This is a genomic window from Burkholderia pseudomultivorans, from assembly GCF_001718415.1.
In the GTDB taxonomy this organism is placed as follows: domain Bacteria; phylum Pseudomonadota; class Gammaproteobacteria; order Burkholderiales; family Burkholderiaceae; genus Burkholderia; species Burkholderia pseudomultivorans_A.
Window position 1 is genome coordinate 415,659 of sequence record NZ_CP013377.1, and the last position, 15,838, is coordinate 431,496.

A 15,838-nucleotide genomic window follows, 5' to 3' on the forward strand; every position below is an offset into this window, starting at 1 on the left:
CTTCGTTGCGGGGAAGCGATGCGCGCCGGCGGCGCGCGCCGCGCTCAGGCGCCGTCGGCTGAAGGCATGTTCTGCACGACCAGCATCTGCGGGCTCGACAGCGTGATGCCGGCCGCGCGCAGCTGCTTCAGGATCTCGAACAGCAGGTCACTCTTCGTCGAACCGGCGATCCGCGGGCTCGACACGTAGCCCGTCACGCTCAGCGTGATGCCGTCCGGCGCGAGCTGGCTGAACGTGACCGACGGCGCGGGCTTTTCCAGAATCGCCGGGTGTTCGCGATACGCGTCGAGCAGCAGGTCGCGCACCTGCTCGGGATCGGTATTCAGCGGAAACGTCAGCACCAGCGTCGCGACGCCCTGCGTGCTGTTGCCCATCGTCACGTTGCGCAGGTTCTGCGAGATCAGCTGCGAGTTCGGCACGATCACGGTCGAGCGATCGCTGAGCTGGATCTCGGTCGCGCGCACGTTGATGCGGCGAATGTCGCCTTCGACGCCGGCGATGCTGATCATGTCGCCGACCTTCACCGGACGCTCGGTCAGCAGGATCAGCCCCGACACGAAGTTCTTCACGATCTCCTGCAGGCCGAAGCCGATACCGACCGACAGCGCGCTGACGATCCACGCGAGGTTGTTCCAGCGGACGCCGAGCAGCCCGAGCGTCATCAGCACGAGCAGCACGTAGCCGACGTTGGTGAACAGCGTGATCAGCGACACGCGCATCCCGGCGTCCATGCCGAGCGCGGGCATGAACTCGTCGTCGAGCCAGCGGCGCACCGAGCGCAGCAGGTAGAAGCCGATCGCGAAGCCGATCACGGCGTTCATGATCCGGTCGGGCATGATGTTCAGGCTCTGCAGCCGCTGGCCGCCGACCATCGCGGTCACGCTGTCGAGCAGGTCGCCGGGCGTCGTGCCGAAACCGCCCGTCAGCAGCGCGATCGCCGCGAGCAGCATCAGCAGGCTGGTGCTGAGGCCCGACAGCACGGTATGCGCCTGTTCGAGATGCTTGTCGTCGAGCGCGAACAGGTGCTTGATCTGCTTGCCGGTCGACAGGTTCGCCGAGAACAGGCTTTCGCTCGCGTCGCGCATCAGCTGCGTGAGCACGTACACGCTGCACAGCACGATCTCGAACCACACGAGCTCGTAGGTGATGAAGCGTGCGACCGTGATGTAGCCGATCGCGAGCGCGGCCAGCGACGCGACGATCGCCAGCGTCACGCCGGCGTGGATCAGCCCGGCGAGCGTCGAGCGCTGCTCGGGCGACTCGCCAGCCGCCGCGAGCGCGCTGCGCACGCGGTTCGAGCGCAACAGCGACGCGCCGACCGTCAGCGCGACGACGAGCGACACGATGCCGCGACCGAACAGCGTGACCGACAGGCTCGTGTCGGCGATCCGGTTGATCGACTCGAGCGCGCCGGACACCAGCAGCAGCCCGGCCAGCACGCCCGGAAACGGCTTCATCGCGAGCGCGACCGGATCGGCGAGCGCCGGCAGCCGCCAGGTCGGATGGTTCGTGCACAGCAGCGCGCGGCCGAGCCCGGCGATCAGCGCGCAGGTCGCGGCCAGCTTCGCGAACTGGTCCCACAGGTCGGTCATCGCCGGCGTCAGCTCGTAGTGGCGCGCCACCGCGAGGTAGAGGATCTGGACCGCGATCGCGGTCGTCAGCAGGGTCGAGACGGCCGTCGACAGCGCCAGCGCGCTGCGGCGCAGGCGCGTCGGCGGCAGGCGGTTCAGGCAGAACCAGGCGAGCGCGCGTTCGACGAGCCGGCGCCCGCCGCTCCAGACGGCCAGCGCGGCGACCAGCAGCAGCACGGTGATCGTGCGCTGGCCGGGCGTCCACGACGATTGCAGCATGTCGCGCAGTTCCGCGTTGAAGTCGGCGAGCCGCTGCACGTCTTCCGGCGACAGGTGGAACAGCGGCAGCCAGAACTGCGCGCCGAAGATGCTGCCCGAGCGGAACGCGAGCTGATTCTTCAGCAGGCTGCGATGCAGCTTCGCGAACTGGTCGGAAAGGTTCGCGAGATTGGTTTTCTGGTCGGCGGCCTGCTTCAGCGCCGCATCGATCTGCGTCTTGCGCGCGTTCAGCGCCGCGCGCTGCTGCGCGACGGCCGGCGTTTCGGGCGCGGCGCCCGCGGCGGGCGGCGGCCCGAGCACGTCGAGCTGCGCCTGGATCTGCGCGCGCTGCGGGACGAGCTCGCCCTGCAGTTTGCCGACCGCGGTACTGAGTTCCTGGGTCGCGTCGTCGAGCGCGTCGAGCGCCTTGCTGTTGTCGGCGGTCGCCGTCTGTTGCTTGATGCGGTCCTGTTCGACCTGCATCTGCTTCAGCTGCGCAACCGCTTCGGTCAGCGAAATGGTGGGGGCGGCCGGCGCGCCGACGGCGCTCGCGCCCGGCGCGGACGCCGCCGCCGGAAACGCCGACGCGGTCGCGATCGCCGCGAACTGCAGCAATGCGATCAGCGCGATCCGGCGTGCGTAGGTGGAGAGTCGTTGTATGGACATGGAATGCTTACGATTTGCCGACACTGTCGATTGCCGAACGGCATCCGCTGGCCGGCGGTTGGCCCGGTAGCATGTTACCGGGGCGCGGCGATGGCGGTCGCGCGGATCGCCGCTGCGATTCGTGGCGGTCGGGGCGGGGCGCGTCGGCGCGAAATCGTCCCGCGCGCCCCGTGCCGCGGGGCCGGAGGCGGCAGTCGGCACCGGCCGGCGGCGTCGCAGGCGCGGTTCGCGGCGCACGCCGGGCCCGACAGACGGTTACGCAATTTACACATTATCGGGCGCGAAAACGCGTGTTCCGGCCCGCACCCGTGACGGCGGGGCGTGCCGGTACAATGCAGCGATGCGCGCGGCGCACCCCCGACGCCGCCGACAACAACAGACGACACGATCAGGAGACGCATCCAAGATGGCCTCAACGGACAGCATTCCGCAGGCACCCGCCTTATCTTCGCCGATCGACGCCGGCTCGATCTCGGCACGCCTCGACCGCCTGCCGCCGACGCGCAGCGTCTGGAAACTCGTCGTGCTGCTGAGCCTCGGCTTCTTCTTCGAGCTCTACGACCTGCTCTACAGCGGCTACGTCGCGCCGGGCCTCGTGAAAAGCGGCATCCTCAGCGCGACGACGCACGGCCTGTTCGGCACGACGGGCGTCGCGAGCTTCATCGCCGCGCTGTTCTCCGGGCTGTTCATCGGCACGATCGCGTGCGGCTTTCTCGCCGACCGGTTCGGCCGCCGCGCGATCTTCACGTGGTCGCTGCTGTGGTACACGGCCGCCAACGTCGTGATGGCGTTCCAGGACACCGCAGCGGGGCTGAACTTCTGGCGCTTCGTCGTCGGCCTCGGCCTCGGCGTCGAGATGGTGACGATCGGCACGTACATCTCCGAACTCGTGCCGAAGCAAATTCGCGGCCGCGCGTTCGCGTGCGAGCAGGCGGTCGGCTTCGTCGCGGTGCCGGTGGTCGCGTTTCTCGCCTATCTGCTGGTGCCGCGCGCGCCGTTCGGCCTCGACGGCTGGCGCTGGGTCGTGCTGATCGGCGCGCATGGCGCGATCTTCGTCTGGTGGATTCGCCGCGGCTTGCCGGAAAGCCCGCGCTGGCTCGCGCAGCAGGGCCGGCTCGACGAAGCCGATCGCGTGATGCGCGCGCTCGAGGCGAAGGTCGAGGCCGAGTACGGGCGCCCGCTGCCGGCGCCCGCGCCCGCGCAGCCGGTGACGGAGCGCGGCCGTTTCCGCGACATGTGGGTGTCGCCGTATCGCAGCCGCACGATCATGATGACGATCTTCAACGTGTTCCAGACGGTCGGCTTCTACGGCTTCGCGAACTGGGTGCCGACGCTGCTGATCAAGCAGGGCATCACGATCACGTCGAGCCTGATGTATTCGAGCGTGATCGCGCTCGCCGCGCCGATCGGCCCGCTGATCGGCCTCGTGATCGCCGATCGCTTCGAGCGCAAGTCGGTGATCGTCGCGATGGCCGCGGCCATCATCGTCTGCGGGCTGATGTTCAGCCAGACCACGGTCGGCGCGTTCCTGATCGTGCTCGGCATCGGCCTCACGCTCGCGAACAACATCATGTCGTACAGCTTCCACGCGTACCAGGCCGAACTGTTCCCGACCTCGATCCGCGCCCGCGCGGTGGGCTTCGTCTATTCGTGGAGCCGCTTCTCGGCGATCTTCTCGTCGTTCGTGATCGCGGCCGTGCTCAAGGGGTTCGGCACGGTCGGCGTGTTCGCGTTCATCGCGGGCGCGATGGTGATCGTGATGGCCGCGATCGGGCTGATGGGGCCGCGGACCAAGGGCATCGCGCTCGAGACGATTTCCCGCTGAAGGCTGCTCGGCGCGTGCGTCGCGTCGTGCCCCTGGAAGGGGTGGGGCGCGACGCTATTCGGGAAAACTGCATGCCGGAAATCATTCGGGATGCGAACGGAAGGCGCGGCATTCCTCTCGCGGAAGCGGCCGGGGCGCGGCATGGCCGCGGCGCCATGAGGGTTTAACTTCTAAGCGTGACACGCGATCGCCGAGCAAGCGGCAACGAGTTGAAACAACCGGTGACGAAACGCAAATTCGTCGCAAAAGCGGGGCTTCATCGCTGCCGATTCTGACGCGGGCGCGTAGAATGAAATATCTGACGACTCTTGTACCGCCATTGGACCGGACACGTTGCATACGCAAACGGTCTCGCCGCGCAGAGGCGTCGACATCGGCGCACACGATGCGCCGGATGCATCGATGGTTCGCGCGACAGGCGTGCCGCTCGCCCTGTGCGGCGGCCAGGCCGGCCGATGGTTCTCGATCGCATGATGCTTCCCGACCTGACGCGGCGTCGTAACAAGCCGCGCTGCCTGACCCTCGCAATCGCCACCTGCGTGTGGCTGGCTGCCGTCCCGCCGATTTCCCTGTTGACCGCGCCGGCCGCGCTGGCCGCGTCCGACGCGTCGTCGTCGGCTGCAGGGGGCTCGTCCGTCGAGTCGCCCGCGTCGGCCGCTTCCCATGCGCACGCGGCTTCCGCCGCGAAACCTGCGTCGGCGGCGTCCGGCGCATCGTCCGCATCGCCGGCCTCGGCGGCGTCGCCCGTATCGCCTGCTTCGGCCGCCTCCGCCGCATCCGCCACGCCCGCGAGCGAGGCCGCACCGCCCACGCCGCCGCGCCGACATCCGCCACTGTCCGCGCAGGAGGCCGAAAGCGCGACCGTGCGCGCGATCGACATGCGCAAGCGGTTCGCGCAGGAAGTCACGCGTCGCCTGAACGTGCCCGCGAGCGAGCAGCGCGCATATGGCGTGCGGCTGCAGAAGGCGCTCGACGACGCGAACCTCGGCGACCTGGCCGGCGAATACGTGGCGATGGTCGATCGCGCGCCGAACGTGCAGGCGATCTTCATCTACTTTCGCGCGACGCCGGCGAATGCGTGGCTGATGATCGGCGCATCGCCGGTCGGCACCGGGCTGCCGGGCCAGTACGACCATTTCCTGACGCCGCTCGGCGTGTTCCATCACACGCCCGACAACATGGACTTTCGCGCGGAAGGCACGACCAACGAGAACGGCATTCGCGGCTACGGTCGCCGCGACATGCGCATCTACGATTTCGGCTGGGTGGACGGCGAGCGTGGCTGGGGCAAGGGCGGCACGTCGCAGATGCGCTTCCAGATGCATGCGACCGATCCCGATCGACTGGAGCCGCTGCTCGGCATCCGGCACTCGAAAGGATGCGTGCGGATCCCCGCGTCGCTGAACACGTTCCTCGACCGGCACGGCATTCTCGACGACGACTACCAGGCGCGTGTCGAAGCCGGCAAGTCGTTCTGGGTGCTGCGCGCCGATCGCGACATCACGCCGATCGCCGGCCGCTATCTGGTCGTGATCGACAGCGCGCGCAAGACGCGGCCGGCGTGGTCGCCGCTGCCGGGACGCAGCGCATGGTCGAAGGTGCCGAAGGGCGGCGATACGGCGGATTGACGCGAACCTGTCGCGTCACGGCTGCGGCGCGGGATTCAGGTGATGGCTCAGGTCGCCCGCGAAATCGAACCCGGCGTAGTCGCGGAACGCGAAGCGCCATGCGCCGTCGACGCGCTCGAACGCATCGTGATAGCGGCCCGCGGCGATCGGCTGCAGCGGCAGTCCTTCGACGGCCTGCAGCACCGTGTAGTACGAGCGCGCGGTCGCGCGATGCGCGGCTTCGTCGATCTCGATGATCGGGTTGGTCACGACGTGCTTCGTGCGCGGCGTGCCGCACGGGTAGCGCTTCACGCGCGCGTCGAACAGCGCGAGCAGCGCGTCGGCGTCGATCGGCGGCGCGCCTGCGTGCGTCCTGATGCGCGCATGCCGGAACAGCTCGGCGACGCCCGGCAGGTCGCCGGCGTCGAGCCGCTCCGCGTAGCGGTACAGCAGGTTCGCGATATCGACGGCGCTCTGGGTCATGCGGCCTCCGTTGCCGGTTGTCGGTGAAGGCGATGGTGCGCGGCGGGCGTCGCGCCCGCTTCGTCCAGTTGGACTAATCGAATCGGGCGCCCGCGCGGCGCTAGCGGAACAGCCTCAACCAGTCGAACAGCCCCGGATGCGCACGCCGCCGCTGCGCCGGCGCAGGTGCGCTGCGCGGCCGGAAGTCGGGCGAGAACTGCACGCGCGGGTCGATCGCCCGCGCGCGTAGCGCGTCGTCGAAGAACGTGCCGACGATCGGCAGCGCACTGTGCGCGCCCGCGCCCCAGTAGTTGCTGCGCAGCGTCACGCTGCCGTCGTCGAAGCCGACCCACGCCCCGGCGACGAGCTGCGGATGCATCAGGATGAACCAGCCGTCCGCGTTGTCCTGCGTCGTGCCGGTCTTGCCGGCGACGTCGTCGCGAATGCCGTAGCGCATGCGGATGTCGGCGCCCGTGCCGCGATCGACGACGTCGCGCATCACGTCGACGAGCGTCAGCGCGGCGCTCGCCGACAGCGCGCGTTCCGGCGGCGCGCTGCCGAACGCGGCCAGCACCTTGCCGTTGCGATCCTCGATGTGCGTGATCATCTGCGGGGCGACATAGACGCCGCGGTTCGCGATCGTGCCGTACGCGGACACCATTTCCTTCAGCGTGACCGGGCTCGTGCCGAGCGCGAGCGAGGGCACCGCGTCGAGCGGGCTGTCGCGCACGCCCATCGCCCGCGCGAGCTGCGCGACCTTCGCCGCGCCTTCGCGCTGCATCAGCTGCGCGGTGACGCGGTTGTTCGACTGCGCGAGCGCGTCGCGCAGCGTCATCGGCTCGCCGGTCGGCGGGTCGGCGTCGGTCGGCCGCCAGACCGCATGGCGGCCGAGCGGAATCGCGACGTCGCGGTCGACGTAGGTGTCGTCCGGGCGCGCGCCGTCCGCGAATGCGGCGCCGTACACGAACGGCTTGAAGGTCGAGCCCGGCTGGCGGCGCGCCTGTTGCACGTGGTCGAACGGCTCGTCGCCGAAGTCGGGGCTGCCGACCCACGCGCGGATCGCCCCGTTGCGCGGATCGATCGCGATGAAGCCGGCCTGCACCTGCGTCTTGCGCTCGCACAGCGCGCGCATGAACGCGCGATTCGCGCCGAGCTGGCGGAGGGCCGCCGCATCGGCCAGCCCCGCGTCGCGCGCGTCGCGGTAGTCGGGCGTCTGGCGCATGAAGCCGCGGAACAGGTCGTTGCGCAGCCCGCAGCCGGACGGGCCGCGCCATGCGGCGTCGGCGACCGCCTGCAGCCGCGCGGTCTGCGTCTCGAGCGCCTGCGTCGCCATGTCCTGCAGCCGCGCGTCGAGCGTCGTGCGAATCACGAGCCCGTCCGAGTAGAGGTCGTAGTTGTGGCTGTCGGCCCATGCGATCAGCCACTTGCGCAGCTGCACCGCAAAGTGCGGGGCGGGGCCCGGCTCCGGCGTCTGTCGCTCGAAATCGACGCGCAGCGGCCGGCGCTGCAGTTTCGCGAGCTGCGCCGGCGACAGCATGCCGGCCTTCGCCATCTGGTCGAGCACGATGTTGCGGCGCTGCAGGGCCCGTTCGGGATTCAGCACCGGGTTGTAGTAGCTGTTGCCCTTCAGCATCCCGACCAGCGTCGCGCTCTCGACGATATCGAGCTGGTCCGCCGACTTGCCGAAGTAGGTGCGCGCGGCCATCTCGACGCCGTACGCGTTGTACAGGAACGGCACGGTGTTCAGGTAGGTTTCTAAGATCTCGGCCTTGCTGTACACCATCTCGATCTTGAACGCCGTGACGAGCTCCTTGAGCTTGCGCGTGAGCGTCGGCGCGCGGCCGACTTCGTCCGGATACAGGTTGCGTGCGAGCTGCTGCGTGATCGTCGAGCCGCCCTGGCGATCGCCGGAGAACGTATGCAGTGCGGCCGCGATCGTGCGGCGCCAGTCGATGCCGTGATGCGCGTAGAAGCGGCGGTCCTCGGTCGCGATCAGCGCATCGACGGTGTGCGGCGAGATCAGCTTGAGCGGCACCCATTCGCGGTTGACGGGGCGGAATTCGGCGATCAGCCGGCCGTCGGCCGACAGCACGCGCGCGGGGCGATCGATGCGCGCCTTGCGGATGTCGCCGATGCTCGGCGTGAATGGCACGAACGCGAGCAGGACCAGCACGCCGAGCACCGGTATCGCGGCAAGCGTCAGCGCGACGCCGCGCCGCGTCGGATGGCGCAGCGCGTGCAGGCCGCGGCCGGACAGCATCCGGGCGCGCGCGGCGCAGGCGGCGGCGAGCGGCGCGATGCGGGCGCGGCAGCGGGTCCACGAATCTCGAAGGAACGGCACGAAGCGACTCACGGCGGGGGCACGGGCGGAAAAGGCGCGATCCTAGCAAACGGGACGGGCAGGCCGGGGCCCGAAACCGGGTTTTGCTTGCAGGATTTACAGACGATTACGTTTGTTGCCCGCCGACAACCTTTATCGCTGCGCGCGCCGCCATCGGTCTGACGAATCGCGCCCGGCGCCGGACCGCCGCGGCGTTCAGCGACGCGCCGGGCCGGCGGCCGCGACGACTTGCGCGAGCCGCTGCGCGGCCGCCTCCAGCTGCGCGCGGTCGAACCCGCCGAAGCCGAGCACGAGCCCCGGGCGCGCGGTGCCCGGCGCGAACATCGGCGACACGGCGCGCACCGCGATGCAGGCATCGGCCGCGCGGGCCACCACGTCGAGATCATCGATGCCGTCGGCGAGCCAGAGCACGACGTGCATGCCCTGGTCGCCGGGCTGCACCCACGCGCGCTCGCGCGGCAGCCGTGCGGCGAGCGTGTCGATCAGCAGCGCGCGCTGCTCCGCGTACACGCCGCGCACGCGGCGGATATGGCGGTCGAGATGGCCTTCCGAGATGAAGGCGGCGAGGACGTGCTGGTCGGCGGTCGGCGCATGACGATCCATCAGCGCGCGGGCGCCGCAGAACGCGGGCACGAGCTCGTCGGGCGCGATCACGTAGCCGAGCCGCAGCGACGGGAACAGGATCTTGCTGAAGGTGCCGAGATAGACCACGCGATCGGGATCGAGGCCCTGCAGCGACGGGAACGGATAGCCTTCGTAGCGCAGCTCGCTGTCGTAGTCGTCCTCGACCACCCAGGCGCGCTGCGTGCGCGCCCACGCGAGCAGCGCATTGCGGCGCGCCATGCTCATCGGCATGCCGAGCGGATACTGGTGCGACGGCGTCACGAACGCGGCGCGCGCGTGCGGCGCGGCGCGGATCCCCGCTTCGACGTCGATGCCGTCCGCGTCGACCGGCACGCGGACCATCGCGTCGCCCCGGCCCGTGCTTTCGAGCAGCGACGTGATGCCGCGATAGGCCGGATTCTCGACCCATGCGCGATCGCCCGCGCCGAGCAGCACCTGGCTCGCGAGATGCAGCCCCTGTTGCGTGCCGCTCGTGATCACGACCTGGCCGGCTTCGCAGCGCACCGAGCGCGAGCGGCGCACGTAGTCGGCGATGGCCTCGCGCAGCGGCAGCGCGCCCTGCGGATCGGCATAGCCGGCCGGCGCGCCGGCGCCGCGTGCACGCAGGCGGTTGCCGAGCCGCCGCCAGATGTCGTCGGGCGCGGTGAGCCCGACCGGCACCGACACCGCGAACGGTACGGCCGGCAGCGGACGGAATTCGCGGGCGATCCGCGCGAAGGTCGCGGCCGGCTCCGGCAGGCCGGCGCGGGCCGCGGGCTGGCGTTCGGTCTGGCGGGCGTCGGGCGGCGCCGGCGTCGCGAGCGCGTTCGCGACGCGCGTGCCGGCGCCGCCGCGCGATTCGAGGCAGCCTTCGGCGACGAGCTGCGCGTACGCGTCGACGACGGTGCCGCGCGCGACCTGCAGCGACGCCGCGAGCAGCCGCGTGGACGGCAGCGTGTCGCCGGGCCGCACGTCGCCTCGGCGCACCGCTTCCCGCAACGACTGCGCGAGCTGGCGGCTCAGGTCGCCGGCCGCACGGTCGAGTGCGCCGAGCGACGGGATTTCGACGATCCGGGGCGTTCTAGCCATGATTCTGGTCTGCTGAAAATGTTCCAAACCGGCTCTACAGCATAAACCAGTTAGCGTTCACAATCGGCCCATGATGTGTGCCGGCTTGGCTCGCTTCGATGACGACGCTCGCGCCGGCCCGCGCTTTCCCGAATCCTGTCCGACCGTGGAGCCGCCATGTATGTCCCCGCCGATTTCGACGAATCCCGCCCCGACGCGCTGCGCGAACTGATCGTGCAGCATCCGTTCGCCAGCCTGATCACGCACGGCGCGGACGGGCTCGATGCGAACCACCTGCCGTTCGAGCTGGTGCCGGTCGACGGCGGGCTCGGCGAGCTGCACGCGCACGTCGCGCGCGCGAATCCGGTCTGGCGGGCGGTCGCGAACGGCGACGAGGTGCTGGCGATCTTCCGCGCGGGCGACGCGTACATCTCGCCGAACTGGTATCCGAGCAAGCACGCGACGCACCGGCAGGTGCCGACGTGGAACTACGTGGTCGTGCATGCGCACGGGCGCATCACCGTGCGCGACGACGAGAAGTTCGTGCGCGGCGTGGTCGCGCGGCTGACGCGCACGCACGAGGCGTCGCAGCCGGTGCCATGGAAGATGGGCGATGCGCCGCAGGACTATCTCGACACGATGCTGCAGTCGATCGTCGGGCTGCAGATCGAGATCACGCGGCTGGTGGGCAAGCGCAAGCTCGGGCAGAACAAGGCGGCCGCGGACATTCGCGGTGCGGCCGATGCGCTGATCGCGAACGGCCAGGCGGCGATCGGCGACGCGATGCTGGCCGAGGCCGACGCGAAGCGCGAACGGGAGGCGCAGGGCGGGGCCTGACGGCGCGGCGCGTCGCTTGCGCGTCAGCGCGTGCCTGTCGCAGGCCGCGCAGCCGGCGCCGCCTGCGCGACCTGAGCGGACTGAGCGACCTGAGCGACCTGAGCGACCTGAGCGGCCTGCGCGGCCTGAGCGAGCGCGCCGCGAATCGCGGCTTCAGTCTTGTCGTACCCGCGTTCGCCATAGCGCGTATAGACGACCTTGCCGCTCGCATCGATCAGGTACAGCGCGGGCCAGTACTGGTTGTCGTACGCGCGCCAGGTGGCGTAGCGGTTGTCCTGCGCGACCGGATAGCGGATGCCGAAGCGCCGGATCGCATCGGCGACGTTGCCGGCATCGCGCTCGAACGGATACTCGGGCGTATGCACGCCGACCACGACGAGCCCCTGGTCGCGATACTTGCGGTCCCAGTCCTTCACGTATGGAATCGTATGAATGCAGTTGATGCACGAGTACGTCCAGAAATCGACGAGCACGACCTTGCCGCGCAACTGGTCGAGCGTCAGCGGCGCGCTGTTGTGCCAGCGCTCGATGCCGGTGAAGTCGGGCGCCGCCGCGCCGGCCGCCGCGGTCGGCATGTCGGCGTCGGCGCGGGTGCCCGCGAAGGCGGTGAGCCCGGCCGCGGCGGCGAGGGCGATGCCGAGGACGGCGGTCTTGAGTCTGGGCAGCATGGCGTTCTCCGGATCGGGAGGCCGCCCGCGTATGGCGGCCTGACAGGTTTCGACAACCCGATTGGGCCGCGCCGACGTATCTGCGATGTGTCCGGCCACGCACGCGTGTGCAACCGCATGTATCGCCGTGCACGTGCGATACAGTGGGATACAAACGCGCGCCCGCAGTGCGGTATAAAGCGGACATCGGCTGCCCGAAACCGCGCGGCGGCGCCCCGCACCCTGTGCCGGCGGGGCGTGCGCCACGCTTCCGACCTGTGCCCATGGACAAGATCGACCACGTGCTGATCGTCGACGACGATCGCGCCATTCGCGAACTGATCGCCGACTATCTGGAAAAGAACGGCATGCGCGTGTCGCTGGCCGCGAACGGCCGCGAGATGCGCGGCGTGCTCGACGACGGCGCGCCCGACCTGATCGTGCTGGACCTGATGCTGCCGGGCGAGGACGGCCTCGCGCTGTGCCGCGACCTGCGCGCCGGCAAGTTCCGTACGGTGCCGGTGCTGATGCTGACCGCGCGCGGCGAGGAAACCGACCGCATCGTCGGCCTCGAGATGGGCGCCGACGACTACCTTGCGAAGCCGTTCGCGGTGCGCGAGTTGCTTGCGCGGATCCGCTCGGTGCTGCGCCGCGCGCGCATGCTGCCGCCCGGCATGCAGGTGACGGAGACGGCCGGCATGCTCGGCTTCGGCGAATGGCGGCTCGACACGACGGGGCGCCACCTGCTCGACACGGACGGCACGCTGGTCGCGCTGAGCGGCGCCGAATACCGGTTGCTGCGCGTGTTTCTCGACCATCCGCAACGCGTGCTGACGCGCGATCAGCTGCTCAACCTCACGCAGGGCCGGCAGTCCGATCCGTTCGACCGCTCGATCGACCTGCTGGTGAGCCGGCTGCGCCAGCGCTTGCGCGACGGCGCGCGCGAGCCGCGCTACATCAAGACGCTGCGCAACGAAGGCTACGTGTTTTCGTCGGCCGTGACCGTGATCGAAGGCGCGCAATGAGCGCGCGCACGAGGTGGCGCTGGCCGCGCTCGCTGTTCGCGCGGCTGGCGCTGATTCTCTGCGTCGGCCTCGCGCTCGCGCAGACGCTGTCGTTCTGGCTCACGGTGACCGAGCGCGACCAGGCGACCACCAACCTGATGATGGGCTATATCGAGCGCGAGGTCGCGAGCTCGGTCGCGCTGCTCGACCATCTGCCGCCCGCCGAGCGGGCCGCATGGCTGCCGCGTCTCGCGCGGCGCAGCTACACGTTCATCCTCGGGCCCGGCGAGACCGGCACGCCGCCGGAAGCGCGGCTGTCGGCGCGCGTCGAACGGTCGATCTCGGACGGCATCGGCGGCGCCTACCCGCTGACCGCGAACGCGATCCACGGCGACCGCGAGCATCTGCAGGTGCATCTGCGGCTGAGCGACGGCTCGCCGCTGACGATCGACATCCATCCGATGTCGACGGTGCCGCTGTCGGGCTGGCTGCCGGTCGTGCTCGCGCTGCAGCTCGCGGTGCTGGCCGCGTGCTGCTGGCTCGCGGTGCGGCTCGTGACGCGGCCGCTGAAGCAGCTCGCGCAGGCCGCCGACGCGCTCGGCCCCGACCTGAAGGGCGAGCGGCTGAACGAGGACGGGCCATCCGAAGTCGCGCGCGCGGCGCGCGCGTTCAACGCGATGCAGGATCGCATCGCGCAGTACATGGCGGAGCGCATGCAGATCCTCGCGTCGATCTCGCACGACCTGCAGACGCCGATCACGCGGATGCGGTTGCGCGTCGACGTGATGGACGACGATGCGCAGGGCGCGAAGCTGCGGCAGGACCTGATCGAGATGGAGCATCTGGTGCGCGAGGGCGTCGCGTATGCGCGGACGCTGCACGGCACGGACGAGGCCGCGCGCCGCATCGACCTCGACGCGCTGCTCGACAGCATCGTGTGCGATTACGCGGATGCGGGGCAGGATGTCACGCTGCACAGCCGCGCGCCGCTCGCGCTCGTCACGCGGCCCAATGCGCTGCGCCGGATCGTCGGCAATCTCGTCGACAACGCGCTGAAGTTCGCGGGCGCGGCCGAGCTCGACGTGCAGGCCGGGCCGGCCGGCGGCGCGGCGATCGTCGTGCGCGACCGCGGGCCCGGCATCCCGGAGGACCAGCTGGACGCGGTGTTCGAGCCGTTCCGGCGCGTGGAGACGTCGCGCAATCGCGACACGGGCGGCACGGGGCTCGGCCTCGCGATCGCGCGGCAGCTCGCGCTGGCGATGGGCGGCACGCTGACGCTGCGCAACCGCACCGACGGCGGCGGCCTCGAAGCGCGGCTGACGTTGCGCGATGCCGGCGAGACCGGTTGAGGGCGATTGAGGCCGGACGAAGCGCGCACGGGCGCGCACGCCGCGTCAGCTCGGGCCGGCGGCGGGCGCGATGTCAGGCGCGCGGCAGATGCGCGTCGACCAGCGGCGCGAGCGCGTCCGCATGCACGGCCGCGAGATCGTGACGGCCGCCCGGCACGACGTGCAGCCGCGCGTCGGGCAGCCGTTCGAGCAGGCGCCGGCCGGCCGCGACCGGGCTGAGCGGATCGTCGTCGCCCCACAGCAGCAGCGTCGGCTGCGCGATGCGGCCGATCTCCTGCGACAGATCGGCGTGAAAGGTCAGGAACCAGTCGGGAAGCTGCGGGTTCGCCTCGGTAAAGCCCGCGCGCCAGTCCTGCGCACCGAGCCCGCGCATGTCGAGGCCGCCCGACGTGACCGTCAGCACGAGCTGCGTGACCAGTTCGGGGCGCTCGAGCGCCGCGCGCATCGCGATCACGCCGCCCATCGACTGCGCGATCACCGCGGTCGGCCGGTCGATCGTCGCCAGCACGTAGCGCACGAGGCTGTCGAAATCGTCGACGGCCGGATCGTGCGGCGTGTCGCCGAAGCCCGGATAGCCGACGATGCGTCGCGCGGCGGGATGCGTGAGCCGGCTGGCGAGCGGCTGCCAGAACGCGGTGCTGCCCGATGCGCCGGGCAGGAAAAGCAGTTGCGACGGAACGGTCATGACGGTTCGGTTTCCCGGTGAATGAATGGGTGCAGGCGCAGGCGCAGGCGCAGGCGCAGGCGCAGGCGCAGGCGCAGGCGCGGACGCGGACGCGTTCGCGTCAGCACCGGCCGGTGCGCAGCGCGACGGTCCAGTCGTCGCGACCGCGCGCGGCCGCGGTGGCGGCGGCCGTGTGCCAGTCGTATTCGACGGCATGGAATTCGGCATGCCAGCCCGATGCCGTACGCGACACCATCGCGTAGCGCGCGTGCGGCGTGCCCGTTTCGATCCGGTGCGGGCGCGGCTGGTCGTCGGCGTAGGCCTGCAAGCCGACGCTGCCCGGGTTGACGATCAGCCGGCCGTCGTCGAGCGCCGCCGCGCGCGGCACGTGCGTGTGGCCGCACAGGATCAGTGATGCCGGCTCGTCGCCCGCGCGCTGCGCGATCTCGTCGGGCGTCGCCGCGCGGCAGCCGTCGGGCGTCACCGTTTCGAGGAAATAGACGAGGTCGCTGTCCGGCGTGCCGTGAACCATCAGCACGTCGTCGTCGAGCGTCAGGCGTTCGGGCAGCGCGGCAATCCATGCGAAGTGCGCGTCGCGCAGCGTGTCGTGCGCCCAGCGGTCCGACAGCCGCATCGCGTCGCGATCGCCGGTGAGCAGTTGCCGTTCGTGATTGCCCTTGATGGTCGGCAGGTCGAGCGCGATCAGGCGATCGGCCGTTTCGGCCGGATGCAGCGCGCCGGACACGATGTCGCCGAGATTGACGATCACGTCGGCGCCGCGGCGGCGGATGTCGTCGAGCACGGCGTCGAGTGCGGCGAGGTTGCCGTGGATGTCGGAGAGCGCGGCGATTTTCATGGCTGGGCGTCGGTGCGGGGAACGCAGATTGTCGCCAAATCGGCGCGGGCCGTCCATGGCGCGCGGCGGCGGCATCGCAC

General features: G+C 70.5%; 12 protein-coding genes. 5 read left to right on the forward strand and 7 right to left on the reverse strand.

Annotated features, from left to right (window positions below):
• Positions 1 to 44 precede the first annotated feature (44 nt).
• Positions 45 to 2,495 (reverse strand): DUF3772 domain-containing protein, encoded by a 2,451-nt coding sequence (locus tag WS57_RS01810; RefSeq protein ID WP_059518218.1) that lies wholly within the window; start codon positions 2,493 to 2,495, stop codon positions 45 to 47.
• 406 nt (positions 2,496 to 2,901) lie between these two features.
• Here WS57_RS01810 and WS57_RS01815 point away from each other — a divergent pair, with 406 nt between their 5' ends.
• Both WS57_RS01815 and WS57_RS01820 read left to right on the forward strand, forming a co-directional pair.
• Complete coding sequence (locus WS57_RS01815; protein ID WP_009691233.1) at positions 2,902 to 4,320, forward strand: MFS transporter; 1,419 nt, start codon at positions 2,902 to 2,904, stop codon at positions 4,318 to 4,320.
• 455 nt (positions 4,321 to 4,775) lie between these two features.
• Positions 4,776 to 5,948 (forward strand): hypothetical protein, encoded by a 1,173-nt coding sequence (locus WS57_RS01820; protein ID WP_009691234.1) that lies wholly within the window; start codon positions 4,776 to 4,778, stop codon positions 5,946 to 5,948.
• 15 nt (positions 5,949 to 5,963) lie between these two features.
• Here the strand turns inward: WS57_RS01820 and WS57_RS01825 are convergent, their stop codons facing one another.
• From WS57_RS01825 to WS57_RS01835, 3 genes are all read right to left on the reverse strand, one after another.
• Positions 5,964 to 6,410: a nuclear transport factor 2 family protein gene (locus WS57_RS01825; protein ID WP_009691235.1), complete on the reverse strand. Its 447-nt coding sequence runs from the start codon at positions 6,408 to 6,410 to the stop codon at positions 5,964 to 5,966.
• Positions 6,411 to 6,510: 100 nt separating this feature from the next.
• Entirely contained in the window at positions 6,511 to 8,742 is a 2,232-nt protein-coding gene (locus WS57_RS01830) for a penicillin-binding protein 1A (protein WP_059605121.1), read from the reverse strand.
• Between the two features lie 183 nt (positions 8,743 to 8,925).
• Positions 8,926 to 10,422, reverse strand: coding sequence for a PLP-dependent aminotransferase family protein (locus tag WS57_RS01835; RefSeq protein ID WP_069243665.1), 1,497 nt, complete (start codon positions 10,420 to 10,422; stop codon positions 8,926 to 8,928).
• Positions 10,423 to 10,578: 156 nt separating this feature from the next.
• On the opposite strand from WS57_RS01835, the gene WS57_RS01840 reads away from it, so the two are divergent.
• Positions 10,579 to 11,238, forward strand: a complete 660-nt coding sequence (locus WS57_RS01840) for an FMN-binding negative transcriptional regulator (RefSeq protein WP_069243666.1) — start codon at positions 10,579 to 10,581, stop codon at positions 11,236 to 11,238.
• Between the two features lie 23 nt (positions 11,239 to 11,261).
• Here the strand turns inward: WS57_RS01840 and WS57_RS01845 are convergent, their stop codons facing one another.
• A complete protein-coding gene (locus WS57_RS01845; RefSeq protein WP_069243667.1) occupies positions 11,262 to 11,906 on the reverse strand; it encodes a thioredoxin family protein in 645 nt (214 codons plus the stop codon).
• Positions 11,907 to 12,169: 263 nt separating this feature from the next.
• On the opposite strand from WS57_RS01845, the gene WS57_RS01850 reads away from it, so the two are divergent.
• Positions 12,170 to 12,910 carry a response regulator gene (locus tag WS57_RS01850; protein ID WP_059605130.1) on the forward strand — a complete coding sequence of 247 codons (741 nt, stop codon included), beginning with the start codon at positions 12,170 to 12,172 and terminating at the stop codon, positions 12,908 to 12,910.
• Positions 12,907 to 14,238, forward strand: a complete 1,332-nt coding sequence (locus WS57_RS01855; protein ID WP_059605133.1) for an ATP-binding protein — start codon at positions 12,907 to 12,909, stop codon at positions 14,236 to 14,238. The genes WS57_RS01850 and WS57_RS01855 overlap by 4 nt, the downstream gene beginning before the upstream one ends.
• 73 nt (positions 14,239 to 14,311) lie before the next feature.
• Here the strand turns inward: WS57_RS01855 and WS57_RS01860 are convergent, their stop codons facing one another.
• Together WS57_RS01860 and WS57_RS01865 are read right to left on the reverse strand one after the other, a co-directional pair.
• The gene (locus WS57_RS01860) at positions 14,312 to 14,923 is read right to left on the reverse strand and encodes an alpha/beta fold hydrolase (RefSeq protein WP_059518229.1); all 612 of its coding nucleotides are present in this window, start codon (positions 14,921 to 14,923) and stop codon (positions 14,312 to 14,314) included.
• A gap of 100 nt (positions 14,924 to 15,023) precedes the next feature.
• Positions 15,024 to 15,758, reverse strand: coding sequence for a metallophosphoesterase family protein (locus tag WS57_RS01865; RefSeq protein WP_069243668.1), 735 nt, complete (start codon positions 15,756 to 15,758; stop codon positions 15,024 to 15,026).
• Positions 15,759 to 15,838 lie beyond the last annotated feature (80 nt).